This is a genomic window from Geodermatophilus sp. YIM 151500 (assembly GCF_025716945.1).
Classification (GTDB): domain Bacteria; phylum Actinomycetota; class Actinomycetes; order Mycobacteriales; family Geodermatophilaceae; genus YIM-151500.
Genome location: NZ_JAOVZT010000001.1, coordinates 1 through 25,385 on the forward strand (window position 1 = coordinate 1; position 25,385 = coordinate 25,385).

Annotated in this window: 20 protein-coding genes and 2 pseudogenes; 6 read left to right on the forward strand and 16 right to left on the reverse strand. The window is 74.8% G+C overall.

All coding sequences use genetic code 11. The features are described 5' to 3' along the window. Positions 1–837 (forward strand): annotated as a pseudogene (locus OF117_RS00005) (IS256 family transposase); the annotation flags it as partial. 7 nt (positions 838–844) lie between these two features. On the opposite strand, the gene OF117_RS22190 reads toward OF117_RS00005, so the two are convergent. After that, positions 845–1,720, reverse strand: coding sequence for a recombinase family protein (locus OF117_RS22190; RefSeq protein ID WP_411969391.1), 876 nt, complete (start codon positions 1,718–1,720; stop codon positions 845–847). Positions 1,721–1,744: 24 nt separating this feature from the next. Here OF117_RS22190 and OF117_RS00015 point away from each other — a divergent pair. Both OF117_RS00015 and OF117_RS00020 read left to right on the forward strand, forming a co-directional pair. Next, a pseudogene (locus OF117_RS00015) lies at positions 1,745–1,987 on the forward strand (HNH endonuclease); the annotation flags it as partial. A 326-nt stretch (positions 1,988–2,313) separates the two neighbouring features. Then, positions 2,314–2,820, forward strand: coding sequence for a GtrA family protein (locus OF117_RS00020; RefSeq protein WP_263550729.1), 507 nt, complete (start codon positions 2,314–2,316; stop codon positions 2,818–2,820). 211 nt (positions 2,821–3,031) lie between these two features. Here OF117_RS00020 and OF117_RS00025 read toward each other — a convergent pair whose 3' ends face one another. From OF117_RS00025 to OF117_RS00055, 7 genes are all read right to left on the reverse strand, one after another. Then, a complete protein-coding gene (locus tag OF117_RS00025) occupies positions 3,032–4,381 on the reverse strand; it encodes a guanine deaminase (protein WP_263550730.1) in 1,350 nt (449 codons plus the stop codon). Further along, the gene (gene xdhC, locus OF117_RS00030; protein WP_263550731.1) at positions 4,378–5,343 is read right to left on the reverse strand and encodes a xanthine dehydrogenase accessory protein XdhC; all 966 of its coding nucleotides are present in this window, start codon (positions 5,341–5,343) and stop codon (positions 4,378–4,380) included. The genes OF117_RS00025 and xdhC overlap by 4 nt, the downstream gene beginning before the upstream one ends. Before the next feature lie 10 nt (positions 5,344–5,353). Then, a complete protein-coding gene (gene xdhB / locus OF117_RS00035) occupies positions 5,354–7,801 on the reverse strand; it encodes a xanthine dehydrogenase molybdopterin binding subunit (RefSeq protein WP_263550732.1) in 2,448 nt (815 codons plus the stop codon). After that, entirely contained in the window at positions 7,798–9,261 is a 1,464-nt protein-coding gene (locus OF117_RS00040) for a xanthine dehydrogenase small subunit (RefSeq protein ID WP_263550733.1), read from the reverse strand. The genes xdhB and OF117_RS00040 overlap by 4 nt, the downstream gene beginning before the upstream one ends. A 93-nt stretch (positions 9,262–9,354) precedes the next feature. Continuing rightward, positions 9,355–11,292 carry a 2-oxo-4-hydroxy-4-carboxy-5-ureidoimidazoline decarboxylase gene (uraD, locus tag OF117_RS00045; protein ID WP_263550734.1) on the reverse strand — a complete coding sequence of 646 codons (1,938 nt, stop codon included), beginning with the start codon at positions 11,290–11,292 and terminating at the stop codon, positions 9,355–9,357. 98 nt (positions 11,293–11,390) lie between these two features. Beyond that, the gene (locus OF117_RS00050; protein WP_263550735.1) at positions 11,391–12,155 is read right to left on the reverse strand and encodes an aspartate/glutamate racemase family protein; all 765 of its coding nucleotides are present in this window, start codon (positions 12,153–12,155) and stop codon (positions 11,391–11,393) included. Positions 12,156–12,378: 223 nt separating this feature from the next. Then, positions 12,379–13,152 carry a GntR family transcriptional regulator gene (locus OF117_RS00055; RefSeq protein ID WP_263550736.1) on the reverse strand — a complete coding sequence of 258 codons (774 nt, stop codon included), beginning with the start codon at positions 13,150–13,152 and terminating at the stop codon, positions 12,379–12,381. A gap of 530 nt (positions 13,153–13,682) precedes the next feature. On the opposite strand from OF117_RS00055, the gene OF117_RS00060 reads away from it, so the two are divergent. After that, positions 13,683–14,051 (forward strand): DUF488 domain-containing protein, encoded by a 369-nt coding sequence (locus OF117_RS00060; RefSeq protein WP_263550737.1) that lies wholly within the window; start codon positions 13,683–13,685, stop codon positions 14,049–14,051. Positions 14,052–14,132: 81 nt separating this feature from the next. Here the strand turns inward: OF117_RS00060 and OF117_RS00065 are convergent, their stop codons facing one another. The 8 genes from OF117_RS00065 to OF117_RS00100 form a co-directional block, all read right to left on the reverse strand. Continuing rightward, positions 14,133–14,972, reverse strand: coding sequence for a bifunctional allantoicase/(S)-ureidoglycine aminohydrolase (locus OF117_RS00065; protein WP_263550738.1), 840 nt, complete (start codon positions 14,970–14,972; stop codon positions 14,133–14,135). 61 nt (positions 14,973–15,033) lie between these two features. Further along, positions 15,034–16,371, reverse strand: coding sequence for an allantoinase AllB (gene allB, locus OF117_RS00070; RefSeq protein WP_263550739.1), 1,338 nt, complete (start codon positions 16,369–16,371; stop codon positions 15,034–15,036). 61 nt (positions 16,372–16,432) lie between these two features. Next, positions 16,433–17,614 carry a glycerate kinase gene (locus tag OF117_RS00075; protein WP_263550740.1) on the reverse strand — a complete coding sequence of 394 codons (1,182 nt, stop codon included), beginning with the start codon at positions 17,612–17,614 and terminating at the stop codon, positions 16,433–16,435. 200 nt (positions 17,615–17,814) lie between these two features. Then, a complete protein-coding gene (gene gcl, locus OF117_RS00080) occupies positions 17,815–19,614 on the reverse strand; it encodes a glyoxylate carboligase (RefSeq protein ID WP_263550741.1) in 1,800 nt (599 codons plus the stop codon). 86 nt (positions 19,615–19,700) lie between these two features. Continuing rightward, on the reverse strand, positions 19,701–20,585 hold the full coding sequence (locus tag OF117_RS00085; protein WP_263550742.1) for a 2-hydroxy-3-oxopropionate reductase: 885 nt from the start codon (positions 20,583–20,585) through the stop codon (positions 19,701–19,703). Positions 20,586–20,628: 43 nt separating this feature from the next. Then, on the reverse strand, positions 20,629–21,450 hold the full coding sequence (locus tag OF117_RS00090) for a hydroxypyruvate isomerase family protein (protein WP_263550743.1): 822 nt from the start codon (positions 21,448–21,450) through the stop codon (positions 20,629–20,631). Between the two features lie 109 nt (positions 21,451–21,559). Continuing rightward, the gene (locus OF117_RS00095) at positions 21,560–22,891 is read right to left on the reverse strand and encodes an HpcH/HpaI aldolase/citrate lyase family protein (RefSeq protein WP_263550744.1); all 1,332 of its coding nucleotides are present in this window, start codon (positions 22,889–22,891) and stop codon (positions 21,560–21,562) included. Between the two features lie 68 nt (positions 22,892–22,959). Then, a complete protein-coding gene (locus tag OF117_RS00100; RefSeq protein WP_263550745.1) occupies positions 22,960–24,348 on the reverse strand; it encodes an NAD-dependent malic enzyme in 1,389 nt (462 codons plus the stop codon). A 187-nt stretch (positions 24,349–24,535) separates the two neighbouring features. Between OF117_RS00100 and uraD (OF117_RS00105) the strand changes: the two genes are divergently transcribed. Both uraD (OF117_RS00105) and uraH read left to right on the forward strand, forming a co-directional pair. Beyond that, positions 24,536–25,057 (forward strand): 2-oxo-4-hydroxy-4-carboxy-5-ureidoimidazoline decarboxylase, encoded by a 522-nt coding sequence (uraD, locus tag OF117_RS00105; RefSeq protein WP_263550746.1) that lies wholly within the window; start codon positions 24,536–24,538, stop codon positions 25,055–25,057. After that, a complete protein-coding gene (uraH, locus tag OF117_RS00110) occupies positions 25,054–25,383 on the forward strand; it encodes a hydroxyisourate hydrolase (protein ID WP_263550747.1) in 330 nt (109 codons plus the stop codon). Before uraD (OF117_RS00105) ends, uraH begins: the two co-directional genes overlap by 4 nt. The last annotated feature ends 2 nt before the right edge of the window (positions 25,384–25,385 follow it).

Here is a 25,385-nt window from a genome sequence, read left to right on the forward strand (position 1 = left end):
GAGGGCGTGTCCACCCGCAAGGTCGACGACCTGGTCGCCGCCCTGGGCGTGGAATCGGGCATCAGCAAGAGCGAGGTCTCCCGCATCTGCGGCCAGCTCGACGCCGAGGTGACCGCCTGGCGGGACCGATCCCTGGGCGAGCAGGCGTTCCCCTACGTCTTCCTCGACGCCACCTACTGCAAGGCCCGGGTCAACCGGCGGGTGGTCTCCCGGGCGGTGGTGATCGCCACCGGTGTCTCCGCCGATGGCCGCCGCGAGGTGCTCGGGGTTGATGTCGGCGACAGCGAGAGCGAGGTGTTCTGGACCGGCTTCCTGCGCGGCCTGCGCGACCGCGGCTTGGGCGGGGTGCAGCTGGTCATCTCCGACTCCCACCGCGGCCTGACCGCCGCGATCGACACCGTGCTGACCGGCGCGGCCTGGCAGAGGTGTCGGGTGCACTTCATGCGCAACGTGCTCGCCCGGGTCAGCAAGGGGCAGGCGGAGATGATCGCCGCCGCGATCCGCACCATCTTCGCCCAGCCCACCGCCGACACCGTCCGCGAGGCGGTGGACAACGTGGCGACCACCCTGCAGCGGCAGTTCCCCGCCGTGGCTCTCCTGCTGCGCGACGCCCGCGAGGAGATCACCGCCTTCGCCGACTTTCCCCAGGCCCACTGGCGCAAGATCTGGAGCACGAACCCGCTGGAACGACTGAACAAGGAGGTCAAGCGGCGCACCGACGTGGTCGGCATCTTCCCCGACGACGCCTCCCTGCTCCGGCTCGCCGGCTGCGTGCTGATCGAGGCCCACGACGAGTGGCAGGTCGCCGACCGCCGCTACCTCTCCGAGGCCTCCATGGCCCTGCTCACCCCGCCCGAGCCGACCGCCCTGGAGCCCCGACGCACCGAGCAGAACGAGGTGATCGACCAGCCCGCCTGCACACGGCATAGTCAGCCCCCCGCAGGGCAGCACGCGGACGAGCTACACCACCCCTCGGGACGTGACCCTCCCAGGCCGCCTGGCCGACGATCTGACCGTTGTGGCTGCGCAGGCCCGCGATGCGCGGGTTGGCCAGCACCTGGCGCAGGCTGTGGGTCTGCCAGGGCACGTCCTTCACGCTGCGGATGCCGCGATCATCCAGGTCGGTGCACAGCGAGCGCAGCGACTCTCCGGCGACGAAGCGCTCCGCGAGGTCTCGGATGATCGCCGCCTCAGCGGGGCGGTGAGTCGTCGCGTCGTCCTCGAAGCCGAACGGGCGGCGGGAGCGACCGTGCGGCAGCCCGAGTTCGGCGTTCTGCAGCATCTTGCGCTTCACGCGGCGGCTCTTCGCGGCACTTTCTTGGGCGGCCACCGCACCCATGATGCGCGCGACGAGCAGCCCGTCACCGCTGCCCAGGTCGGCGTCCCCGGCGACGAACTTGACGTGCCGGACCCTGGCTGCGTCCAGGACCTCGAGGAAGTCCTCGAGTTCGCGGGGGCGGCGGGTCAGTCGGTCCAGGTGGTAGACCAGCACGCCGTCTCGGGTGCCGGAGGTGAGGTCGGCCAGCATGCGCAGGTACTCCGGGCGGGGCTTGCCGGAGTAGGCGGACAGGTCGTTGTCGACGTACTCCTCGCGGACCTCCCACCGCAGGTCGGCCGCGAGCCTGCGGCAGTCCTCCACCTGGCGGCGGACGCCGAGTCCTTCTCCGGCCTGGTCGCTGCTGATGCGGGCGTAGATCGCGGCGGACCGGGGTGTCGACATAGGGAGTCATACTAAGGACACGACAGCAACCTGTGCTGCCTGTGCCGCAGCCACCACCGGCTCAAGACCCACGCGCGCGGCTGGCGGTTCGTCCTGGACGACGACGGCACCCTGCACGTGACCACCCCCTCGGGCATCACCCGCACCACCCGCCCACCCGGCCTGAGATCCCCCGCACCACCCCGCCCACCCGGAACACCACCCGCGACCGGGACACACCCGCCGACCGGGACACCGCACCAGGACGACGGTCCGCCGCCCTTCTGACCACCAGGGATTCCGCACGCCCGCTCCCCCGGGATGAGGGACAGCGGCGTCACGCTGTCGTGAGCCGCTGTCGCACGCTGCGAAGACCACCGGCGTCCGGTCGCGGGCGGCCCGGCACGTGCCCGGCGATCGGCCCGCGGGTCAGGTCGGGCAGCACCGACGAGGTGTCGCGCGCCTCCCCCCGATCGCGTCGACCGACTCGTCGGGGTCGGCATGCTCGATCGCGACGCCGCTCGTCCCGGCCCGGCAGCGGGTGCCCAGCCGGCACCCAGGGAACGGCAAGCTGCGGGTGGGACAACGGGGGCGTGCCCGCCGGAGCAAGCCTCGTGTCCCACACCGCCTGGAGCCCAGGCGTCCACCGGGACGACCCGACCGTGCTCGGCGACCGTGCGGCGAACGCGGCGCGGCGGCTCGCGCAGTGGGCCGGCGGGAACGGCGGCGTCGCGCAGTTGGCCCGCTTCCTCACCGCCGGCGGCGTGGCCAACCTGGCCTACGCCCTCCTCTTCCTCGCCCTGGCCCCGCTGGGCACGCAGCCGGCCAACCTCGCCGGAGCCCTCGCCTCGTCGGCGCTGGCCAACGAGCTGCACCGCCGGCTGACGTTCCGCGCCGCGGACCGCGTCGACTGGTGGAGCGCGCAGTGGGCCGGCGGTGGCCTCGCGCTCACCGGTTGGGCCGCCTCGAGCCTCGGGCTGGCTGCCCTCGCGGCGTCCGGGGCGACGACCGGCGCGACGACCGAGGTCGTGCTCGTCCTCGCGGTGACCGCATCGATCGGCCTCGCGCGGTTCGTCGCGCTGCGCTGGGTGTTCCGGCCGCGCGCCGTCCGCACCGCCTGACTGGGTCACCGCCGGACCCGGGCGGGCGCCGGTCGGGGACCGGCGCGGTACGCCGAGCCGGCCGAGCGTGTGCGCCGACGCCCCGTTCCGGGCCGTGGAACAGGGCGCGAGCGCACGCACCCGGCCCGGCGAGCGGGTCACCCGGGCACCGCGCCCCGGCCCGACCCGCGGGTCTCCCGGGCACCGCGACCCGGCCCGCCCGGCGAGCGGGTCACCCGGGCACCGCGACCCGGCCCGACCGGTCGCCGGTCGTGCCGGACGGTGCGCCGTCGGGCCCGCGCGTCAGCAGCGGGCGGCCGTCGACCCACACCGCGGCGACGTCGGCGGTCGAGCCGAGGGCGAAGACCTTGGCCAGCGCCTGCTCGTCGTCGGCCGCGTGCCGCAGGGCGACGTCCAGGGTCGAGCCGGTGGCCGGGCGCACCAGGACCGCGTCGAAGCGCCGTCCGGTGCCCAGGTCGCCCACCTCGTCGCCGAGCCCGAGGACCTCGGCGCCGGCGGACGTCGCCAGGTGCAGCAGGTGCGCCGCGGACAGCGGCACCCCCTCGTCACCGAGCAGCTGCTGCACGAAGTAGGCCTGCAGCCCCTCCTTGAACAGCGAGAAGCCGGTGCCCGCGCCGACGTCGGAGCCGAGGGCGACCCGCACCCCGCAGGCCAGGTGGCGCCGCAGCGGGAACAGGCCGCTGCCCAGCGCCGCGTTGCTCGTCGGGCAGTGCGCCACGCCGGCACCCCGCTCGGCCAGGCAGCGCAGCTCGGCGTCGGTCGGGTGCACGTTGTGCGCCAGCACGCTGCGCCGGCCGACGAGGCCGTGCCGGTCGTAGGTGTCGACGTAGCCGCAGCCGTCGAACAGCCGGGCGACGGTGGCGATCTCCTGGGCGTTCTCGTTGACGTGCGAGGTGAACCACGCCCCGTCGACGTCGGCCTGCAGCGACCGGCAGGCGTCGAGCAGGCCGTCACCGCAGGACAGCGAGAACCGGGGGGTCACCGCGTACCGGGTCCGCCCGACCCGGTGCCACCGCCGGGCCAGCGCGAGCCCCTCGTCGTAGGCCCGCTGCGGGGTGGTGAGCAGCTCCTCGCGCAGCAGCCGGTCGCTGACGACCAGGCCGGCGGTGATCCGCAGCCCGGCGCCGGCGGCCTCGGCGAACAGCACGTCCACGGCGGGCGCGAAGTGCGACCCGAAGACCAGCGCCGAGGTCGTGCCGGCCTGGACCAGGCCGCTGACGAACTCCTCCGCGACGGCCTCGGCGTAGGTCCGGTCGGCCAGCCGGGCCTCCTCGGGCAGCGCGCACCGCTCGAGCCACTGCAGCAGCGGCATGCCGAGCCCGCCGATCGCCCGGACCTGCGGGAAGTGCACGTGCGTGTCGACGAAACCGGGCAGCAGGACGCCGTCCCGGAGGTCGACGACCTCGTCGGCGGGGTACCGCGCGGCCATCGCCGCGAAGCCGCCGCGGTCGACGACCAGCCCGTCGCGGACCAGCAGTCCGGCGTCGGCGTCCGCCCGGAGCGAACCCCCCGCGAACGGGTCGTCGGGGGTGTCGAGCACGGTCGCGCGGAACAGCGTCATGGCCGCGCCCCCGTGCCCTCCGACGCGCCCGCCGGCACGGACCGGGCGGCCGGGTCACCGGCGGACGGGGCACCGGCGTCCGGATCAGCGGCGGACGCGTCACCGGCGGCCGGATCGGCGCCGGACGCGCCACCGGCGGCCGGCCCGGCCGCTCGCGCGGCCGCCTCCCGCTCCAGCATCGCCACCAGGGCGGCGGCCACGCCGATCGCGATGGTCGACGGGTCCTTGCCGGTGAGCCCGGGCAGGCCGATCGGCGTGGTGATCCGGTCGATCACCTCGTCCGGGTGCCCCTCGTCGGCGAGCTTGCGCCGGAAGCGGGCCCACTTCGCCGCCGAGCCGATCAGCCCGATCGACCCCAGGCCCGGGGTGCGCAGCGCCGCGTCGCAGAGGGCGGCGTCCTCGGCGTGGTCGTGCGTCATGATCAGCACGTGCGCCCCGGGCGGCAGCTCGGCCAGCACCAGCTCCGGCAGCACCGGCACGTGGTGCACGTGCACGGCGGCCACCGCGTCGGCCAGCACGGCCAGCCGCTCGTCGGTGAGCTGCTCGGGCCGCGAGTCGACCAGGTGCAGGTCGAGGTCGCGCCGGGCGAGGATCCGCGCCAGCTCCAGCCCGACGTGCCCGACCCCGAAGACGGCCACCGCGGGCGCCACCGGCAGCGGCTCGAGCAGCAGCGTCACCTCGCCTCCGCAGCACTGGACGCCGTGCTGGTACGGGGCCTTGTCCGACAGCGCGACGGTCACCAGCTCCGGGCGCGACCCCCCGGTGTCCAGCAGCTGCCGCGCCCGGGTCACCGCCACGGCCTCGAGGTTGCCGCCGCCGACCGTGCACCAGGTGCGGTCCGCGGCGACCACCATCTTCGCGCCGGCCTCGCGGGGGGCGTGCCCGCGGACCGCCGCCACCGTGACCAGCACCCCGCGCCCTCGCGCGGCGCGCAGCTCCTCGATCGCCCTTGTCCACTCCACGACCGCTCCCTCAGGTGCGCGTCATCATCCGCTGGACCCGCTCCGAGAACGGCACCATCGGTGGTGCGTCCGCGGCCGGCTGGTCCGGCAGCACGCCGGGGGCGCCCTCGTCGACGTGCCCGTGCTCGGTGCTGCGCCGGGCCTGCTCGATGGCCCAGTACACGGCCTCCGGTGTCGCGGGCGAGGCGAGGTCGACGCTGAGGCCGGGCGGCCCGAACGCGGCCGCGGCCTGGCGGATCGCCTCGCGGACCGAGAAGGCGAGCATCAGCGGCGGCTCACCCACGGCCTTGGAGCCGTACACCGCGCCCTCCTCGGTCGCGTTCGGCAGCAGCGTCACGTTGAAGACCTCGGGCATCTCCGAGAAGCTCGGCAGCTTGTAGGTGCTGGCCGCCTGCGTGGCCAGCCGCCCGTGGTGCGGGCCCTCGCGCTCCTCCCAGCGCAGGTCCTCCAGCGTGAGCCAGCCGGCGCCCTGCACGAAGCCGCCCTCGATCTGGCCGAGGTCGACCAGCGGTGAGAGCGAGTCGCCGACGTCGTGCACGATGTCGACCCGGCGGGTGCGGTACGCGCCGGTGAACCCGTCGACCTCGACCTCCGCGGCCGCGGCACCGTACGCGAAGTACTTGAACGGCTCGCCGCGCATCCGCGACGAGTCCCAGTGCAGGCCCTCCGTCCGGTAGAAGCCGGCGGCCCACAACTGGACGCGCTGGAAGTAGGCCGCCTTGACGACCTCCTCCCACGCCAGCCGGTCGCTGGCGAACGCGATGCCGTGCACCGCGCCGTCGGCGAAGCGCACGTCGGCCGGGCTGATCCCGAGCCGCTCCGCGGCGACCTGCGCCAGGCGCCCGCGGATCTGCTCGCAGGCGTTCTTGACCGCCGCCCCGTTGAGGTCGGCGCCGGAGCTGGCCGCCGTGGCTGACGTGTTGGGGACCTTGTCGGTGCGCGTCGGCGCCAGCCGCACCCGGTGCAGCGGGACGCCGAGCGTCGTCGCCGCCACCTGCAGCATCTTGGTGTGCAGGCCCTGGCCCATCTCGGTGCCGCCGTGGTTGATCAGCACCGACCCGTCCTTGTAGACGTGCACCAGGGCGCCGCCCTGGTTGAACGCCGTCAGGTTGAAGGAGATGCCGAACTTGACCGGCGTGACGGCCAGGCCGCGCTTGGTGTGCGGATGCGTGGCGTTGTACGCCTCGATCTCGCTCGTGCGGGCGGCGAAGTCGCTGGCGTCCAGCACCTTCTGCCAGATCGTCGCCAGCCGCTCGGGGTGGCGCACCGGCTGCCCGTAGGGCGTGGTCCCCCCGGCCGTGTAGAAGTTGCGGCGGCGCAGCTCGGCGGCGTCGACGCCGAGCAGCGGCGCGCAGCGGCCCAGGATGTCCTCGATCACCAGCATCCCCTGCGGGCCGCCGAATCCCCGGAACGCCGTCTGCGAGGTCTTGTTGGTCTTCGCGATCCGGCCGTTCACCCGCACGTTCGGGATCCAGTAGGCGTTGTCGACGTGGCACAGCGCCCGGGCCAGCACCGGCTCGGACAGGTCGAGGCTCCAGCCGCCGTCCGAGGTGAGGGTGGCGTCCAGCGCCTGCAGGCAGCCGGACTCGTCGAAGCCCACCCGCCACCGGGCGTGGAACCCGTGCCGCTTGCCCGACATGGTCATGTCCTGCGACCGGTTGAGCCGCAGCCGGACCGGCCGGCCGGTGAGCGTGGCGCCCAGCGCCGCGATCGCGGCGAAGCCGTGCGGCTGCATCTCCTTGCCGCCGAAGCCGCCGCCCATCCGCAGGCACTGCACCGTGACCTCGGAGTTGGTCAGCCCGAGCACGTGGGCCACGATCTCCTGGGTCTCCGACGGGTGCTGCGTGCTGCTCTGCACGAACACCTGCCCGTTCTCGTCGACGTGCGCCAGCGAGCAGTGCGTCTCCAGGTAGAAGTGCTCCTGACCGGCGAACTCCAGCTCGCCGCTGAACACGTGGGCCGCGCCGGCGAGGCCGGCCTCCACGTCGCCGCGCTCCAGGTGCGGCTGCCCGCCCTGGAAGCTGCCGGCGGCGATCGCCTCCCGCACGGTCACCAGCGCCGGCAGCGGCTCGACCTCGACCTCGATCGCCTCCGCGCCGAGCCGGGCGGCCTCGAGCGTCTCGCCGAGCACCCAGCAGACGGCGTGGCCGTAGAACATCACCTCGTCGGGGAACAGCGGCTCGTCGTGCTTGACGCCGGCGTCGTTGACCCCGGGGACGTCGGCGGCGGTGAGCACCCGGACGACGCCGGGCACGGCGTAGGCGGGCTCCGTGCGCAGCGCGGTCACGCGGGCGTGCGCGTGCATGACCTGCCGGGGCCAGGCGTGCAGCACGTCCTTGGTGCGGCCGACCAGGTCGTCGGTGTACAGGGCCTGGCCCGTGACGTGCAGCGCGGCGCTCTCGTGCGGGACGGCCCGCCCCACGACCGGCTCGGCCGGCCGCTCGGACAGCGCGCTCATGCTCCCACCTCCTGGGGGGTCGGGTTCTCGGCGAACAGCCGGTGCAGGGCCTGGCCCAACATCGCCGACCGGTAGGCGGCGCTGGACCGGTGGTCGTCGAGCGGGGTGCCCTCGGTGGCCAGCACCGCCGCCGCCCGGTCCACCGTGTCGGCGTCCCACCGCTGGTCGGTGAGCGCGTCCTCGGTGGCCCGGGCCCGCACCGGCGTGGCGGCGACCCCGCCGAGGCCGATGCGCGCCCGGCGCACGACGCCGTCGCGCACGTCGAGGGCGAAGGCCACGGCGACGCTGGAGATGTCGTCGAAGCGCCGCTTGGCCACCTTGTGGAAGGCGGCCAGCCCGGCCGCGGGCAGCGGGATCCGGACGGCGCGGATGAGTTCGTCGGCCCGCCGCACGCTGCGGCGGTATCCGGTGAAGTAGTCGGCCAGCGGCACCTCGCGCTCGCCGTCGACCGAGGCGAGGACGACGGTGGCCTCGAGCGCCAGCAGCGCCGGCGTGGTGTCGCCGATGGGCGAGCCGGTGCCGAGGTTGCCGCCGATCGTCGCGCCGTTGCGGATCAGCCGGGACGCGAACTGGGGGAACACCTGGTCGAGCAGCGGGAGCCGGCCGGCGAGCCGCTCCTCGATCTCCGACAGGCTCAGCGACGCACCGATCTCGACTGCGGACGCCGTGACGTCGAACCCGCGCAGCTCGGGCAGCTGGTCGATGGCCACCACCAGCGGCGCGCGCTGGCCCCGCAGGTTGACCTCGACGCCCCAGTCGGTGCACCCGGCGGCGAGCAGCGCCTCCGGGCGGTCGGCCAGCAGGGTCAGCGCGTCGGCCAGCCCGGCGGGCCGGACGAACTCCGCGCCGTCGGCGGCCACCCGGGTCGCGGGCGCCGGCGGTGGCGGTTGGCTGCGCCGGGCGGCCAGCCGGTCGTCGTCGTCCGGAGCGCCGAGGGCGAACGCGGCGTCGCGGATGGGCCGGTAGCCGGTGCAGCGGCACAGGTTGCCGCTGAGGGCGTGCAGGTCGAACCCGTTGGGGCCGTGCAGGTGGTCGGGCCCGCCCCCGGGGTGGCCGTCGGAGGCCGCCGCCGGGGCGCGGTCGGCGCGGTAGTACTCCGCCGCCATGCTGCAGACGAAGCCGGGCGTGCAGTAGCCGCACTGCGACCCGCCCCGCTCGGCCATCTCGCGCTGCACGGGGTGCAGCGCGTCCGGGGTGCCCAGGCCCTCCGCGGTGACCAGCTCCTGCCCGGCGAAGGCCGCGATGGGGACCAGGCAGGCGTTCAGCGCGGTCCACTGCGTGGGCGTCGTCCTGCCGGGCCGCGCGACGAGGACCGAGCACGCTCCGCACTCCCCCTCCGCGCAGCCCTCCTTGCACCCCACCAGGCCCTGCGCCCGCAGCCAGTCGAGCGCGGTGGTGGAGGGGGCGGTGCCGTCGAGCGGCAGCGACCGCCCGTTCACGGTGACGGCTGGCGACTGCATCTCCTGCTGCTCCTGTCTGTCTCGGACCGGCCGGGCGGCGGTCGGCCGCCCGGCCGGTCGGCGGAGGCCCGCCTGCAGCCTCCCGCCCGGGTGTTACAGCGCGGTCGCGCCGTAGCGCTGGGTCCGCGCCGTGTGGATCGGGTTGGCGTCGGCGACCAGGTCGTCGAACCGGTGCCCGGCGATCTTCGCGATCTCGATCAGCGCGGCCGCGTGCTCCTGCGTGGGCGAGTTCTGCAGGCGCATCCGGCCCTGCTCAAGGATCCGCTCCCGGCTGGGGTTGTCACGCACGCAGACGATCAGCGGGAAGCCGAACTTCTCCCGGTACGCGGTGGTCACCTCGCGGAAGGCGGCGTGGTCCTCGTCGGTCAGCCGGGTGAGGCCCGCGGTCGCCTGGTCGAGGGTGGACTGCTCGCCCGCCGCGCCCTCGGCGACGGTGTCGCTGCCCAGCGCCGGGTAGGCGTCCATGAGCTGCTGCTGCTGCTCCGGGGTGGCCGCGAACAGGGCCTCCTGGAAGGCCAGCCGCAGCGAGGACGTGTCCCTGAACGGCCGCTGGGTGTAGGCGTTCTCGACCACCCAGGTCGGGCCCTGGAACAGCCGGCCGAAGGTGGCCACGAACTCGTCGCGGCTCATCGCGTTGACGTCCTGGAGCCGGACCTGCCCGTGCCCCGGGATGCCCGCCACGGCGGCGCCGTGCGGACGCCCGATGTGGTGGAACACCGCGTTGAGGCCGATCGCGGTGATGCTGCCCAGCGTGATGCCGCTGCCCAGGATGATCTGGGCCCAGGACGGCACCGCCTGGGCGATGCCCGGCTGGACGGTGACCAGCAGCGCCAGGCCCAGGCTGGTGGCGACGATGACGACGTTGCGGTGGTCGTTGAAGTCGACCTTCGCCAGCGTCTGGATGCCGACGACGGCCACGGTGGCGAACATGGCCAGCGCCGCGCCGCCGAGCACCGGGTGCGGGATGCCGGCGACGACCGCCCCGGCCTTGGGCACCAGGCCGACCAGGATCATGAACCCGCCGGCCGCGGCGACCACCCAGCGGCTCTTCACCTGCGTGAGGCGGACCAGGCCCACGTTCTCGGCGAAGCAGGTGTAGGGGAAGGAGTTGAAGACGCCGCCGATCGTGGTGGCCAGCCCGTCGGCGCGCAGCGCCGCGGCGATGTCCTTGCGGCCGACCCGCTTGTCGACGATCTCGCCGGTCGCGAAGACGTCGCCGGTGGTCTCCACCGCGGTGATCAGCATGACCACGATCATCGACACGATCGCGGCCAGGCTGAACTTCGGCCAGCCGAAGTGGAACGGCGTGGTCACGCCGACCCACGAGGAGTCGGCGACCGCGCCGAAGGTGGCGTCGCCGAGCGCCCACGCGGTCACCGTGCCGACGACCAGCCCGACCAGGACGGCGACGGTGGCCAGGAAGCCGCGGAAGAAGCGCTGCATCAGCACGATCAGGGCCAGGGTGCCCAGCGCGTACGCCAGGTTCCGAGCGTTGCCCGGGTCGGGGTCGGCGCCGCCGCCGACGGCGTCGAGCGCGGCGACCGGCAGCAGCGCGATGCCGATGATCGTGATGACCGAGCCGGTGACCACCGGGGGGAAGAAGCGGATCAGCCGGCTGAAGTACGGGGCGATGAGGAAGGTGAACAGGCCGGCGACGATGACCGCGCCGTAGATGACCAGCAGGCCGTCCGTTCCTCCGCCCGCGGCCAGCCCGATGGCGATCATGGGCGACACGGCGGTGAAGGTGACGCCCTGCAGCAGGGGCAGCCGGACGCCGACCTTCCAGAAGCCGACGGACTGGATGATCGAGGCGATGCCGCAGGTGAACAGGTCGGCGTTGATCAGGTGGATCAGCTCGCGGTCGGAGAGACCGATGGCGCCGGCGAGCAGGATCGGGACGATCACCGCGCCCGCGTAGAAGGCGAGCAGGTGCTGCAGGCCGTAGACGGCCAGCTTGCCGGGAGGCGGGACCTCGTCGACGGGGTGCTTGCGGCGCTTGCGCGGCGGTGACGGTGGGGCGGTGGTGGACATGGCGTTCCTCGCTGGAGCGGGTGCGGGACGACGGGACGAGCGGGACGACGGGACGAGCGGGACGTGCGGGACGTGCGGGACGTGCTCGGGGGTGGAGATCAGCGCGCGCCGCGGCGGCCGGGGAGCGGCCAGCCGAGGAGCTCCTTGGGCCGCGGGGCGGCGTAGCCGCCGGCCTTGCTGGTGCGCAGGCCCTGCCGGACGAGGCCCTCGGCGAGCGGGACGGCTGCGGCGACGCCGTCCACGACCGGGACGCCGGTGGCCGCCTCGACCGCGTCGCCGAGGCCGGCCATGCCCGCGCACCCGAGGCACACGACGTCGGCGCCGTCCTCCTCGACCAGCCGCTTGGCCTGGGCGGCCATCGCCTCGACCGCGGCGCCGGCGTCCTCCTCGAGCTCGAGGACGGCGAGCCCGCTGGCCCGCACACCGGCGCAGCGGTCGTCGAGCCCGGCCAGGCGCAGGCGGTCCTCGATGAGCGGGACGGCGCGCTGGAGCGTGGTGACCACGCCGAAGCGGCGGCCGAGCAGGCAGGCGGTGAGGGCGGCGGCCTCGGTGATGTCGACGACCGGCACCTCGACCAGCTCCTGCAGGCCCTCGCGGCCGTGCTCGCCGAACCCCGCCTGGACGACGGCGTCGTAGGGACCGTCGTACGAGGCGACGGCGTCCATCACGGCGACGGCGGCGAGGTAGCTCTCGAAGTGGCCCTCGACCGAGGCGGCGCCGAAGCGCGGGGTGAGGCCGATGACCTCCGTCGTCGGGGCGGCGACCCGGCGGGCCGCGGCCACGACGGTGTCGGTCATGGCCGCCGTCGTGTTGACGTTGACGACGAGGATGCGCATCGGTGCGCCCTGATCCATCCCAGCCATGGCGCCTCCTCGAGCCGCGGTCGGGTCGTTCGCCCGGCCGCTCCCCGCATCGCGGGTGTGAGCCGGACCACACGGAGACCATAGGGCCGGCCGAGTCCTGGGTCAAGAGTCTGGTATACCAACTCTTCCGTCATCCCCGCCGTACACCGGTCCGCTCCGCACCGGGTCGACGCCAGGGATCAGCTCGGTATACCGAAAGCGGGGTCCGTCGGAGGTGGCCGGCTCAGTCGGGCATGCCGTCGAGCACCATGTGCCGGCTCGCGCGCACGTGCGCCAGCGCCACGGCGGCGGCCAGCTCCGCGTCACGCGACGCGAGCGCCGCGTAGAGCTGCTCGTGCTCGGTCTGCACCCGTTCGTGGTCGGTCGTCTGGCGGAACAACCAGCGCAGCCGGCCGGTCACCGGCTCGAGCACGGAGCGCAGCGAGTCGTTGCCGGTCAGCTGGAGCAGGGTCTCGTGGAAGGCGGTGTTGGCCGTCCCGCACCGCGTGTGGTCGCCGGCCTCGACCGCGCGCCGCCCGTCCTCGACGACGGTGCGCAGCCGGGCCAGCCCCTCCTCGTCGACGCGCTCGGCGACGAGCCGGGCCACGAGCGCCTCGAGCACCTGGCGGATGTCGAACAGGTCGGCGACGACCGACCGCGTCAGGTCGCGCACCACGGCGCCGCGTCGCGGCAGCAGCTCGACGAACCCCTCGCTCTCCAGCGCGCGCAGCGCCTCGCGGACGGGCACCCGGGAGACGCCGAACTCCTCGGCCAGGTCGCGCTCGACGAGCCGGGTGCCCGGGACCCACGCGCCCTCGGCGATGCGCGTCCGCATCTTCTCCCGGACGACGTCGCGCAGCGGGAGCCCGCCGACGGTCGCCAGCGCCTCCACCGGCTCCGTCGCCTCCACCGCCTCCGCCGGCTCCATCGCCTCCACCGCCTCCACCGCCTCCCTGGCCCCCGGCTCCGTCGCGTCCACCGGCTCCGTCGCGTCCACCGCCGCCGCAGTCGTGCTCACAGCGACATCGTCCTCCGTCGCCACGCCGGGCGTCCCGTGCGGCACGCAGAGCACCGCCCGGAGGGGGCAGGGCACCGCCCGGAGGGGGCAGGGCACCGCCCGGAGGGGGCAGAGCACCGCCCGGAGGGGGCAGGGCACCGCCTCCAGGAGGGGGTCCCGGCCGCGCGCGTCGCCGGTACCGTCCCGGTTGCCCGCGCCGGACCGGGTACGGACGGGACCGGGCCGACCTGCCGGGTCGGCAGGACGGAGGAGGACGTCGTGGTCCACGAACCCGCGCGGAGAGGACCGGAGGTCGTCGGGGACCGCCGGGCGGTGGTCCCGGCCGACCAGGGCGGTGAGCAGCCCTGTGCCGCTCCGCTGGTCTGCCCGGAGTGCGGCGCCATCCCCGACCGGTCGACGGTCATCCGGTGCCCGACGTGCGCGGCGCGGGGCCGCCTCGGACCGGACCACCCCGGACCGGACCACCCCGGACCGGACCGCCCCGGACCGGGCCGGCCCGCACCGGGCCGGCCCGCACCAGGCCGGCCCGGATGACGATCCGGGCGGTGCACGTCCGCGACGTCCGGCCCGGTGACCGGGGACGCCGGTACCTCGTCGACCGGCTCTGGCCACGCGGTGTGGCCAAGGACAGCCTGCCGCTCAGCGGTTGGCTCCGGGACGTGGCCCCCAGCGGCGAGCTGCGACGGTGGTTCGGGCACGACGTCGCCCGCTGGGAGGAGTTCCGGCGCCGATACGCGGCCGAGCTGGACGAGCACCCCGAGGCCTGGCTGCCGCTGCGCGATGCCGCCCGCAGCGGCGCGGTCCTGCTGCTCTTCGCCGCCGCCGACCGGGAGCACAACAACGCCGTCGTCCTGGCGGAGTACCTCCTCCGCCGGTCGGCGGACGAGAGCGGCGGCTGATGCCCGCCGCGGTGCGCGGAACGCGGTGGCGGGGGCCCCGACGGGGTGCCGACGGTCCATCGGGAGTCCGCGGCCTCACCGTCAGACGAGCTGCCGGCTCAGCGGCATGTGCCGGTTGACGTCCTTGTAGAGCAGGTAGCGGAAGCGACCGGGTCCACCGGCGTAGCAGGCCTGCGGGCAGAAGGCCCGCAGCCACATGAAGTCACCGGCCTCGACCTCGACCCAATCCTGGTTGAGCAGGTACACCGCCTTGCCCTCGAGCACGTACAGGCCGTGCTCCATCACGTGCGTCTCCGGGAACGGGATCACGCCGCCGGGCTCGAAGTTGACGATGTTGACGTGCATGTCGTGCCGGACGTCGGTCTGGTCGACGAAGCGGGTCGTCGTCCAGGCGCCGCGGGTGTCGGGCATCGGGATCGGTTCGACGTCGCCCTCGTTCGTCACGAACGCCTCGGGCACGTCGACGCCGTCGACCCGCTGGTAGGCCTTGCGGATCCAGTGGAACCGGGCCGGCTCGGCGCTCTCGTTGCGCAGCGTCCAGGTCGCCGCGGGCGGGAGGAAGGCGTATCCCCCCGGCTCGAGGGTGTGCGCGGCGTCGCCGATGGTCAGGCGCAGCGTGCCCTCGACGACGAACAGCACCGCCTCCGCGGCCGGATCGGTCTCCGGGCGGTCGCTGCCACCGCCCGGCGACACCTCCACGATGTACTGGGAGAAGGTCTCGGCGAAGCCCGACAGCGGCCGGGCGATCACCCACAGCCGCGTCCCCTGCCAGAACGGCAGGTTGCTGGTGACGATGTCGGTCATCGTCCCCTTGGGCAGGACGGCGTAGGCCTCGGTGAACCGGGCCCGGTCGGTGGTGAGCTCGGTCTGCCCCGGCAAGCCGCCGCGGGGGGCGTAGTACGGGCTCCTGGTCGCGGTCACGCTGGTCGTCCTTCCGGCGGGAGCCGTTCGAGCGGCTCGGAGCGGGTGCGGGCCCGGTTGCTCACGCGGCACCCCGCACGAGGAACCGGCCGTGCGGATCGGCGGCGTCGACGGGGCGGCCGCGCAGCCAGGTGCTGCGGACGACGCCGTCGAGCCGGCGCCCGGCGTAGGGCGTCACGGGGTTGCGGTGGTGCAGCCGCGCGGGGTCGACGACGAAGGCCTCGTCCGGCGCGAAGACGCAGAAGTCGGCGTCGCAGCCGACCGCGAGCCGGCCCTTGGTCCGCAGGCCGGCCAGCCGGGCGGGGCCCTCGGCCATCCACCGGACGACGTCGGCCAGGGTCCGGCCGCGGGCCCGCGCGCCGGACCACATCGCCGGAAGGCCGATCTGCAGCGAGCTGACCCCGCCCCACGCGCGCTCGAAGTCGCCGACGTCCAGCAGCTTGAGCTCAGCGGTCGACGGCGAGTGGTCCGACACCACGCAGTCGATGTCGCCGGCCACGAGCGCGTCCCATAGGAGCTCGCGGTTGGCCGCCTCGCGGATCGGCGGGCAGCACTTGAACTGGGTGGCGCCCTCGCCGATCGTCTCGGCGTCGAAGGACAGGTAGTGCGGGCAGGTCTCGACGGTGACCGGCAGGCCCTCGGCCCGCGCCGCGCGCAGCGCCGGCAGCGCGTCGGCGCTGGACAGGTGGAGCACGTGGGTGCGCGCCCCGGTCCGGCGGGCGGCCTGCAGCACGGTCTCGACGGCGCGGGACTCGGCGCTGGGCGGCCGCGACCGCAAGAAGTCGCCGTAGCGACCGCCGCCGCGGTGCGGCGCCCGCTCGATCTCGCCGGCGTCCTCGGCGTGCACGATCATCAGGCCGCCGAAGGAGGCCACCTCGGCGAGGTAGTGCTCGAGCTCGGCCGGCGACAGCGGGGGGAACTCCTCGACGCCGGAGTCGAGCAGGAAGCACTTGAACCCGAAGACGCCGGCCTCGTGCAGCCCGCGCAGCTCCCCGATGTTGCCCGGCACCGCGCCGCCCCAGAAGCCGACGTCCACGGCGCACTTGCCGTCGGCGGCCTTCCGCTTGGTCTCGAGGGCGGCGACGTCCACGGTCGGCGGGATGCTGTTGAGCGGCATGTCGACGATCGTCGTGACGCCGCCGGCGGCGGCCGCCCGGGTCGCCGTCTCGAAGCCCTCCCACTCGGTGCGGCCGGGCTCGTTGACGTGCACGTGGGTGTCGACGAGCCCGGGCAGCAGCACCTCGTCGGGGGCGAGGTCGACCACCCGCGCGCCCGTCAGCTCCGCGTCGCGCGGCGCGACCGCCGCGATGCGCCCGTCGCGCACGCCGACGCAGAGGCCCTCCTCGCCGTCGCCCGTGACCGCTCGCGCGGCGCGGACGACGAGGTCGAACTCGGTCACGGCACCCTCCTCGACGACAGCTTCCCAGTCCCCCGTCCCGGGCGCGGCGCCCGGACGGCGGTCACGCCGGGCCTCCTCGCGCCGCCGCTCCCGAGAGGGTCGGTCGGTCCGGCGCGCCGAGTCCCCGGTCGCGGGCGATGCGCGCCCCGAGCCGCTCGAGCAGCGGGCCGGCGTGCTGCATGCACCGGCCGACGTCGCTCTCCAGGTCGGTCAGCGCGTAGGCGGCGTCGATGCCCGCCGCGCGCAGCGCGGCCGCGTCGAGCAGGCACCGCCCGGCGACGGCGACGACCGGCACACCGGCCGCCCGGGCCGCCGCGGCCACACCGGCCGGCGCCTTGCCGTGCAGCGTCTGCGCGTCGAGCGATCCCTCCCCCGTGACGACCAGCACCGCGCCGGGCAACAGGTCGGCGAAGGTGGTCAGGTCGAGGACGACCTCGATGCCCGGACGGCGCACCGCCCCGAGCACGGCCAGGCAGGCGTGCCCGAGCCCGCCCGCCGCGCCGGCGCCCGGCCGCTCGGCCGCCTCCGCCGCCACCGGACCGAGGACGGCGCCCAGGGCGTCGACCCAGCGGCGCAGCCCGGCCTCCAGGACGGCGACGTCCGCGGCCGTGGCCCCCTTCTGCGGCCCGTAGACGGCGGCCGCACCGCGCTCGCCGAGCAGCGGGTTGTCCACGTCGGTGGCCAGGACGACGCGCGTGCCGCGCAGGCGGGCGTCCAGTCCGTCGAGCTCGACCCGCGCGAGCCGGGCGAGCGCGCCGCCGCCGGGGGGCAACGGGACACCGTCGGCGTCGAGCAGCCGCGCGCCGAGGCCGACCAGCAGGCCGGCGCCGCCGTCGGTGCACGCGCTGCCGCCGATGCCGAGCACGACCTCGGTGCAGCCGCGGTCGAGCGCGGCCCGCACGAGCTCGCCGGTGCCGAGGCTGGAGGCCTCGAGCGGCGCCCGTCGTCCGCCGGGGAGCACGGCCAGGCCGGAGGCGGCCGCCATCTCGACGACCGCCGTCCGGTCCCGGACCGCCAGGGCGCTGTCCAGCGGCCGGCCGGTGGGCCCGGTCACCCGGACCGGCACCCGGCGGAAGCCGGCGGCCTCGGCGGCGGCCAGCGTGCCCTCGCCGCCGTCGGCCACGGGGATCTGCCGGACGTCGGTGCCCGGGGCGACCGAGCGCAGGCCGGCGGCCACCCGGGCGGCCACGTCGGCCGCCCCGAGGCTGCCCTTGAACTTGTCCGGCGCGACGACGACCCGCATGTGTGCTCCTCGTCTGGTCGAGGCTGGTGAGCCGCTGGAGCGACCCTCTCGCAGGGTCCCGTCGCGAGCCTGCGAGCTATGGGGGGCGAGGGCGGCCCCGTCCCGGGTCCCGCCCCGAGCCTGCGAGGGGTGGGGAGGACGGGGCCCCCTCGCAGGGTCCCGCCCCGAGCCTGCGAGGGGTGGGGGGCGAGGGGGTCCTTCTAGTCCAGGTACTGCATGTGGTCGAGGTCGAGCACGCTGACCGCGGTCGGCGCCAGCTCGCGGCGGTCGGCGAGCTCCTCGAACTCCACGATGCCGTCGAGCTCGGTGCCCATCGAGATGTTGGTGACCCGCTCGAGGATGATCTCCACGACCACAGGCACCCGGTGCTGGGCCATCAGCTTCTTGGCCTCGTCGAAGGCCGGCTGGATCTCCTCCGGCTCGGTGACCCGGAGCGCCTTGCAGCCCAGGCCCTCGGCCACCTTGACGTGGTCGACCCCGTACCCCTGCAGCTCCGGCGAGTTCTGGTTCTCGAAGCCCAGCTGCACGCAGTAGTCCATGTCGAAGGCCCGCTGCGCCTGCCGGATCAGCCCCAGGTAGCTGTTGTTCACCAGCACGTGCACGTAGGGCAGCTGGAACTGGGCGCCGACGGCCAGCTCCTCGATCATGAACTGGAAGTCGTAGTCGCCCGACAACGCCACGACGTTGGCCTCGGGGTCGGCGACGCAGACGCCCAGCGCGGCGGGGATGGTCCAGCCGAGCGGGCCGGCCTGGCCGCAGTTGATCCAGTGCCGGGGACGGTAGACGTGCAGGAACTGCCCGCCGGCGATCTGGGACAGGCCGATCGTGCTGACGTAGCGGGTGTCCTTGCCGAAGGCCCGGTTCATCTCCTCGTACACCCGCTGCGGCTTGATCGGCGTCTCCTCGAAGTGCGTCCGGCGCAGCATGTCGTGCTTGCGCTGCTGGCACGACCGCACCCAGGCGGCACGGTCGGGCAGCTGCCCGGCCGCCCGGCGCTCGCGGGCCACCGCCACGAACTGCTCGAGGGCCGCCCTCGCGTCGGACACGATGCCGAGGTCGGGGGCGAAGACCCGCCCGATCTGCGTCGGCTCGACGTCGACGTGCACGAAGGTGCGGCCGCGCCGGTAGGTGTCCAGGCCGCCGGTGTGCCGGTTGGCCCACCGGTTGCCGATGCCGAGCACGAAGTCCGACTCCAGCAGGGTGGCGTTGCCGTACCGGTGCGCGGTCTGCAGGCCGACCATGCCGGCCATCAGCGGGTGGTCGTCGGGGATCGCGCCCCAGCCCATCAGCGTCGGGATCACCGGGACGCCGGTGAGCTCGGCGAACTCCACGAGGAGGTCGGCGGCGTCGGCGTTGATGATGCCGCCGCCGGCGACGATCAGCGGCCGCTCGGCCGCGGCGAGCAGGTCGAGGGCCTTCTCCGCCTGGGCGCGGGTCGCGCGCGGCTTGTAGACCGGCAGCGGCTCGTAGGCGTCGACGTCGAACTCGATCTCGGCCATCTGGACGTCGAAGGGCAGGTCGAGGAGCACCGGCCCCGGTCGGCCCGACCGCATCAGGTGGAAGGCCTGCTGGAACGCGCCGGGCACCTGCGCCGGCTCGAGCACCGTCATCGCCATCTTGGTGACCGGCCGGGCGATCGCGGCGATGTCGACGGCCTGGAAGTCCTCCTTGTGCAGCCGGGCCACGGGCGCCTGGCCGGTGATGCACAGGATCGGGATGGAGTCGGCCGACGCCGAGTACAGCCCGGTGATCATGTCGGTGCCCGCCGGCCCGGAGGTGCCGACGCAGACGCCGATGTTGCCGGCCTTCGCCCGGGTGTAGCCCTCGGCCATGTGCGAGGCGCCCTCGACGTGCCGGGCCAGGACGTGCTGGATGGCGCCGTTCGTGCGCAGCGCGCCGTAGAAGGGGTTGATGGCCGCGCCCGGCAGGCCGAAGGCGTGCGTGACGCCCTCGCGGACCAGGATCTGGACGGCGGCTTCGATCGCCCGCATCCGGGGCATGGGGTTCTCCGTTCGGGTGCCGCCCGGCTCGGGCGGGTGCTGGGTGGGAGGTCCGGGGAGGACGCCGGCGGTCGGCGTCCCGTGGATCAGCCGCCGCGGCGGCCGGACAGCTGCTCGACGAGCAGCAGCAGCGCGGAGTGGTCGAGCGACCCGTGGCCCTGGGCCCGCAGCGACCCCATGAGCTGGGCGACGAGGGCGCCGACCGGGATGGCCACGCCGGCCTCGCGCGCGGCGCTGGTCACGATCCCGAGGTCCTTGTGGTGCAGGTCGACGCGGAACCCCGGGGTGAACTCGCGGGCGGTCATGCCGGCCGCCTTGCGGTCGAGGATGCGGTTGCCCGCCAGCCCGCCCGCGAGGACCTTGATGGCGGCCTCGGTGTCGACGCCGTGCGCCTCGAGGAAGACCAGGGCCTCGGCGACGAGCTCGATGGTGCCGGCGACGATGAGCTGGTTGGCGGCCTTGACGGTCTGCCCGGACCCGGCCGGGCCGACGTGGACGACGGTGGAGCCGACGGCCTCGAGCACCGGGCGGGCGGCCTCGACGTCGGCCGGCTCGCCGCCGACCATGATCGACAGGGTGCCCTCGACGGCGCCCGCCTCCCCGCCCGACACCGGTGCGTCGACGGCGCGCATCCCGCGGGCGCGCGCGGCCTCGGCCAGCCGCACCGACACGTCGGGCCGGATGGTGCTCGCGTCGACCAGCAGCGTGCCGGCCTTGGCCGAGTCCAGGACGCCGCCCTCGCCGAGCACCACGCCCTCGACGTCCGGCGAGTCGGGCAGCATTGTGAGCACGATGTCGGCGTCGCGCACGGCGTCGGCGACGTCGTCGGCTCCGCGGCCGCCGCGCTCGACGAGCTGGTCGACCTTCTCGCGGGTGCGGTTGTAGCCGACGACGTCGAGGCCCGCGGTGAGCAGGTTGGCGGCCATCGGCCCGCCCATGATCCCCAGCCCGATGACGGCGACGGTGGTCATGGCAGCTCCTCCAGTGGTGGTGTGGTCGTGCGGTCAGGGCCGGTCAGGGAGTGGCCGAGCGCCGGTCGCGGGGCAGCCAGCCCAGCCCCTCGACGGTGCCGGCCTGCGGCTTGTACTCCAGGGCCACCCAGCCGTCGTAGCCGGCGGCCCGCAGCTTGCCGAGGTAGCCGTCGAGGTCCAGCTCGCCGGTGCCCGGCTCGTGGCGCCCGGGCGCGTCCGCGATCTGCACGTGCGCGACCCGGTCGGCGTGCCGGGCGATCACCGCGTCGAGGTCGTCGCCGTTGACGGCCAGGTGGTACAGGTCGCAGAGGAACCCGAGGCTCTGGACGCCGGTCTCCAGGCGGACGCGGTCGATGACGCCGACCACGTCCGCGGCGGTCAGCAGCGGGTAGCGCGGGGCCCCGCTGACCGGCTCGACCAGCACGGTGCCGCCGATACGAGCGGCCGCGCGCCCGGCGATCGCCAGGTTCTCGACGGCGAGCTCGTCCTGCGCCTCGGGCGTCGCCCCGTCGACCCGGTTGCCGTACAGCGCGTTGAACGCGCGGCAGCCGAGCCGCTCGCCGATGCCGACGGTGACGTCGACGTTGTCCCGGAACTCCGCAGACCGCGCCGGCCAGGAGACCAGCCCCCGGTCCCCGCCGGGCATGTCACCGGCGGCGAAGTTCAGCCCGATCAGCGCGACGCCGGCGTCCTCGACCGACCGGACGAACGCGTCGACGTCGCCGTCCGACGGGACGGCCTCGCCGAACGGCCACCAGAACTCGACGGCCTCGAAGCCCGCCTCGCGGGCGGCGGCGGGCCGCTCGGGCAGCGGGAGCTCGGTGAAGAGGATCGACAGGTTGACGGCGTAGCGAGGGGACGACATCAGCGGCGGCTCTCCTGCGGCGGTTGGATTTGGTATACGAAGCCTAGCGGTTTGGTATACCAAAATGCAAGCCCTCCCGGGGCGGAACACGGCCCCCCGGGGGGACCGGTCAGGCCGGCGGGCGCCGGCGGGCCAGCACCTCGAGGCGGTGCCGCTCCACGCCGGTCGCGGCGGCCGCCTCCGCCTCGCCGACCGCGCCGCAGTCGATCCCGCGCAGCACCGCGCCGGCGAGGGCCTGGGCGGTGGCCGGCTCGTCCATCACCTCGCCCTCGGCGCGCTCCAGGTAGGCGCGGATGCGGGCACCGGCCGCCGGGAGCGCGCCGCGGAAGAAGGCGTAGGTGGCCAGGTACCGGGTCGGCAGGTGCCCGGGGTGCATGTCCCACCCCTGGTAGAAGCCGCGCTCCAGCGACCGCGTGACCAACCGGGCGTGCAGCCGCCAGGCGCCGTGCACCGCGGCTCGCCCGCCCACCGGCACGACGTTGGTCGAGCCGTCGGAGACGCGCACACCCGTGCCGGCGGCGGCCACCTGCAGGACGGCCTTGGCGTGGTCGGCCGCGGGGTGCTCCAGGCTCTGGTGCGCCGCCGCGATGCCCAGCGCCGCGCTGTAGTCGAAGGTGCCGTAGTGCAGGCCGGTGCACCGGCCCGCCGACGCGGCGATCATGCGGGCCACCGTGGCGGTGCCGTCCGCGGCCAGCACCGCCTGCGGCGTCTCCACCTGCACCTCGAAGCGCAGCCGGCCGACCGGCAGGCCGTACGCCTGCTCCATCCGGGCGCACACCTCGACCATGGCCGCCACCTGGTCCACCGACGTGACCTTGGGCAGGGTCAGCAGGAAGCCCTCCGGGAGGCCGCCCGCAGCGACCAGCCCGCCGACGACGAGGTCCAGCGTGCGCAGGCCGCGCCGGCGGGTCGGCGCCTCGAAGCTCTTGAACCGGATGCCCAGGTACGGCGGTCGACCCTCGACCCGCGCCATCCCCGCCAGGGCGACCGCGACGTCGGCGGCCGCAGCGTCCTCCTCCTCGTCCGGGCGGTGCCCGTAGCCGTCCTCGAAGTCCACGCGCAGGTCCTCGACCGGCTCCCGGCGCAGCTTCTCCCGCACGCGGTCGTGCACGTCCCGCACCGCGTCCGCCGGAAGGCCGACGGCGCCGGCCAGCGCGGCCGCGTCGGGCGCGTGCTCGTCCAGCAGGTCCAGGGCCGCACGGCCCCAGTCCCGCGTGACGGCGGCCGAGCACCGGTCGGCGGGCACGTAGACCGTGTGCACCGGCTGGCGGCTGCCGTCGTCCCCCGGGTAGTGCCGGCGGAGCTGCTCGTCGGCGGCGGCCAGCCGCTCGTCGAGCAGGTCGGCGAGGCTGCCGGCAGGGCTGTCGGCAGGGCTGCCGGTCGGGCTGCCGGCAGGGCTGCCGGCAGGGCTGCCGGCGAGGTGCTCGGTCACACGGGTCATGGTCGCGCTGCTCTCTTCCGTGCGGAGGGGACGGGGGACGTCGTGCCCGGTGTCGAGGCCGGTGCCGCTCATCCCGGCTGCTGCCGGGCCACCGCGCTGACCGCGGTGGCGACCGCGGGTGCCACCGCGGCGTCGAAGACGCTGGGGACGACGTAGTCGACGTTGAGCTGGTCGGGACCGACCGCGTCGGCGATCGCGATCGCCGCGGCGATGAGCATGGCGTCGTCGATGTGCCGGGTCCCGGCGTCGAGCAGGCCGCGGAAGAAGCCGGGGAAGGCGAGCACGTTGTTGATCTGGTTGGGGAAGTCGCTGCGCCCCGTCGCCACCACGGCGGCGTGCTCGGCGGCCGCCTCGTAGGGCACCTCGGGCACCGGGTTGGCAAGGGCGAACACCACCGCGCGGGGCGCCATCGTGGCGACGTCCGCGCCGGTCAGCAGGTCGGGCGCGGAGACGCCGATGAAGACGTCGGCGCCGCGGAGGACCTCGACCAGCGGTCCCCGGACCCCCTCGGGGTTGGTGTGCTCGAGGATCCACTGCCGCATCGTGTCGCCCTCGGGCGCCCGCTCCAGCGCGCCGCGGCGGTCGCAGGCGACGATGTGCCGCGCGCCCTGCGCGAGCAGCAGCCGGACGATGGCGCTGCCGGCGGCGCCCACCCCGGACACCACGATCCGGACGTCGGCGATGTCCTTGCCCACGACCTTGAGCGCGTTGGTCAGCGCGGCGAGGACGACGATCGCCGTCCCGTGCTGGTCGTCGTGGAACACCGGGATGTCGAGCACCTCGCGCAGCCGCCGCTCGATCTCGAAGCAGCGGGGCGCGGCGATGTCCTCGAGGTTCACCCCGCCGTAGACCGGCGCCAGGCAGCGGACGATCTCGACGATCTGGTCGGTGTCCTGCGTGTCGAGGCACACCGGCCAGGCGTCGACGTCGGCGAAGCGCTTGAACAGCGCGGCCTTGCCCTCCATCACCGGCAGCGCCGCCGCCGGCCCGATGTCGCCGAGCCCGAGCACCGCGGACCCGTCGGTCACGATCGCGACGGTGTTCCGCTTGATGGTCAGCCGGCGGGCGTCCTCGGGGTTCTCCGCGATCGCCTCGCAGATCCGGGCCACCCCGGGCGTGTACGCGCGGGAGAGGTCGTCCCGGTGCCGCAGCGGGACCTTGGACGTCACCTCGATCTTGCCGCCGAGGTGCATGAGGAACGTCCGGTCCGACACCTTCCGCACCACAAAGCCCGGCAGACGGCGGATGGCCTCCGTGATCGCCTCGGCGTGGGCCACGTCGCTCGCGTCGCAGGAGAGGTCGACGACCAGCCGGTCGTGCGAGGACTCGGCGACGTCGAGGGCGGTCAGCGACCCACCGGCGTCGGCGACCACCCGGGAGAGATGGGCGGTCGCGTCGCTGGCCGGCTTCGTCTCGACGCGCAGGGTGATCGAGTACCCGGGACCCGGGACGGCCATGGCTCCTCCTCGCGGCATCCGTTCACCGCACGGGCGCCGTCCGCACTCGCGTGCGGCCGACGCTGGCGTGCGTAGTGACAGGTCTGGTATACCAAACCGCGTCAAGGTCTTGACGTGTGGCCGACCGCACATCTAGCTTTCACTCTACGAAAAGCACCTCCCGCGATGCGGAACTGAGGATCTGCCCATGCGCTCACTCGAGACCGAGGACGCGGCGCTCGACCGCTTCCACACCTGGGACGACGACACCGCCGGCGCCGCCCTGCACGCCTGCTGCGCCAGCCCTGCCTGGGTCACCCGCGTGCAGTCCGGCCGGCCGTACCGGACCCGCGCCGAACTGCTCGACGCCGCGGAGGACGCGTGCCGCGCGTTGGACGACCGCGAGCTGGACGCGGCTCTGGACGGCCACCCTCGGATCGGGGACCGCGCGGGCGGGGAGAGCACCGAGGCCCGCTGGTCCCGCCAGGAGCAGGCGTCGGTGTCCGACGCCGACGCGGCCACCCGGGACGCGCTCGTCGAGGGCAACCTCGCCTACGAGCAGCGCTTCGGGCACGTCTTCCTGATCCGCGCGGCCGGCCGGTCCCCCGCCGAGATGCTGGCCGAGCTCCGCCGCCGCCTCGGCAACGACCCGGCGGACGAACGACGCGAGGTCGTCGACCAGCTCGCCCAGATCACGCGGCTGCGCGTGGAGAGGCTGCTGGAGTCGTGAGCACCCTGTCCACGCACGTCCTCGACGCCGTGACCGGCACCCCCGCCGAGGGCATGCCCGTGCTGCTCGAGCAGCGCACCGGCGCCGACGGCTGGACGTCTCTCGCGGGGGGCACGACCGACGGCGACGGCCGCATCCGCGACCTGGCCCCCGCGGCGCTGGAGCCGGCGGTGTACCGGCTCACCTTCGACACCGACGCCTGGGCGGCGGGCGCACCCGGCTTCTACCCCGAGGTGTCGATCGTCTTCCGGGTCACCGAGGACCGCCACTACCACGTCCCCCTCCTGCTCAGCCCGTTCGCCTACTCCACCTACCGAGGGAGCTGAAT